Genomic DNA, 2,332 nt, shown 5'->3' on the forward strand with positions numbered 1-2,332 from the left:
GGATAGAGGCGAGTACCTGACCCACCGGCAAGGATTATACCTTTCATAAAAATACCTTTAAAAGCGCGGTCAAATTCTTCGGAGTTTATCTCACCCAAAAATCTGATCGTTTACTGATTAATTATTACCCAATCGTTCTCGATTATAAGAGCCATCCAGCACTCGACTCCACCATTTTTTATTGTTTAAATACCATTGAACTGTTTTACGAATTCCGGATTCAAACGTCTCTTGTGGTTTCCAACCTAATTCACGTCCAATTTTTGTTGCATCAATCGCATAACGTATATCATGTCCCGGACGATCTTTCACATAGGTAATTAAATCTTCATATTTTTTTACCCCTGCCGGTTTATTGGGGACAAGCTCTTCTAATAAACCACAAATAGTGCGAACAACATCAATGTTAGTTTTTTCATTATGCCCACCGATATTGTAAGTTTCACCAATTTTACCTTCGTTCATCACTTTATAAAGCGCACGGGCATGATCTTCTACAAATAACCAATCACGAATTTGCCGACCATTACCATATACGGGTAATGGTTTACCGTCTAAGGCATTTAAGATCATCAATGGAATCAGTTTTTCAGGAAAATGAAACGGCCCATAATTGTTAGAACAATTGGTAACAATCGTTGGCAAACCATAAGTGCGCAACCAAGCACGAACCAAATGATCACTTGAGGCTTTTGACGCAGAATAAGGGCTACTTGGAGCATAAGAGGTGGTTTCTGTAAATAAATCGTCCATCCCCTCTAAATCACCGTAAACCTCATCTGTTGAAACATGATGGAAGCGGAATTTAGCTTTTTTTTCACGGCTCAATGTGTTCCAATAAATACGTGAGATCTCTAATAAGGTATAAGTTCCTATGATATTAGTTTGAATAAATGCTGCCGGACCATCAATTGAGCGATCAACATGACTTTCTGCAGCCAAATGCATTACAGCGTTAGGCTTATGTTGCTCAAATATGCGAGCAAGCCCTTTTGCATCACAAATATCCATTTGCTCAAACGCATAACGAGAATGATTCTCCACTGACTCGAGGGATTCTAAATTCCCTGCATAAGTCAATTTATCAATATTTACCACGCTATCTTGCGTGTTTTCAATAATATGGCGAACAACAGCAGAACCAATAAAACCTGCACCACCAGTAATAAGAATCTTCATTGTAGAACTCTCTAGTTGTTATTTCTAAATTAAAATCAAGGGGCGGTACTAGATAACTAGACTAAACTCCCCTTAATCAATTGTTTTAAAAAGGAAATTTGAGATTTTATTTCATTGTGATTAAAACGCCATTCACATTCCTTCAAATACAGCTCAAAATGCGCGTTAGAAATGCCGTTAAATTTGCGTAAATAGCGTTTTGCTTGGTTCCAAAAATTCTCAATTCCGTTTATGTGGTTATGATTTTCTGCAAAGTGTGTACTGTGATTGATGCGAAAATGACTAAACTCACTGACATCAAGCACCTCATAACTACGGTAAGTATCCGTGTAAACAATGCTGTCAGGCCTAACTTTCTCGCGAATTATTGGCAATAATGTGGCTGATTGCGCATTAGGAACAACAACCGTATAAACTTTGCCATTTCGCTTGAGAAACCCGAATACTGCGATTTTGCCTGCAGCATCGCGACCTCGTTTACCTTTACGAGCTCCGCCGAAATAACTTTCATCGACTTCAATCTCACCTTCAAACATTTCCAAATGGAGGCTTGTTGGGTAGATGAGTAAGTGTAATCGGTGAAAGTAATAAGCGGCTGTATTTTTATTTACATTGACCAACTTACTCGCTGTTCTGGCGGTAACGCCTGCGACAAATAGTTTGATGAGTTTATTTTGTTTATGCCGGCTTAAACGACTTTTTCTCATGGGTTCATTCTAATCTAAATGAGATTTTTAGTCGTTATCTAGTACAGCCCCTTAGTTTAACCGTGCTACTCGTATTATGGATCAACTTGAAGAAAAAAAATGCGGTTTCAAAACCTAAGCTAAATGGTAGAAGATAAATCTTAATAAAAGAGGTTTTATGAGATGAAAGAAAAATCTTATGATTGATAAATAAGCTTCCCCCCATAATTTGTGTAGCCTGTTTCTGAGATAATACATCAGACAACAGGTATTTTATTATGAATGAAAACCTATAAAATAACTTGCATTTTAGTATAGTCTTCAGTAAGACTATAAAACTGAATGAAATATTAATGTTATGATATTATTTGATCTACAAAATTAATTAAATATCAATTAGCTACAAGGTATAACCCAATGATTTCCGAAGAAAATTTCCAACAGCACACGTGATGCATAAGGCTATG

At 36.9% G+C, this 2,332-nt stretch carries 2 protein-coding genes; both read right to left on the reverse strand.

Translation table 11 applies throughout. The features are described 5' to 3' along the window. Positions 1-117 precede the first annotated feature (117 nt). A complete protein-coding gene (gene rfbB / locus Q0203_RS08810; RefSeq protein WP_297931615.1) occupies positions 118-1,179 on the reverse strand; it encodes a dTDP-glucose 4,6-dehydratase in 1,062 nt (353 codons plus the stop codon). A 56-nt stretch (positions 1,180-1,235) separates the two neighbouring features. Further along, positions 1,236-1,886: an IS1595 family transposase gene (locus tag Q0203_RS08815; RefSeq protein ID WP_297931617.1), complete on the reverse strand. Its 651-nt coding sequence runs from the start codon at positions 1,884-1,886 to the stop codon at positions 1,236-1,238. Positions 1,887-2,332 lie beyond the last annotated feature (446 nt).

It is taken from the genome of uncultured Aggregatibacter sp., assembly GCF_938046485.1.
Classification (GTDB): domain Bacteria; phylum Pseudomonadota; class Gammaproteobacteria; order Enterobacterales; family Pasteurellaceae; genus Aggregatibacter.

Bases quoted from the DNA above. Each gene is read 5' to 3' on its own strand.
- rfbB (WP_297931615.1), bottom strand. From the start codon at position 1,179: ATGAAGATTCTTATTACTGGTGGTGCAGGTTTTATTGGTTCTGCTGTT.
- Q0203_RS08815 (WP_297931617.1), bottom strand. From the start codon at position 1,886: ATGAGAAAAAGTCGTTTAAGCCGGCATAAACAAAATAAACTCATCAAA.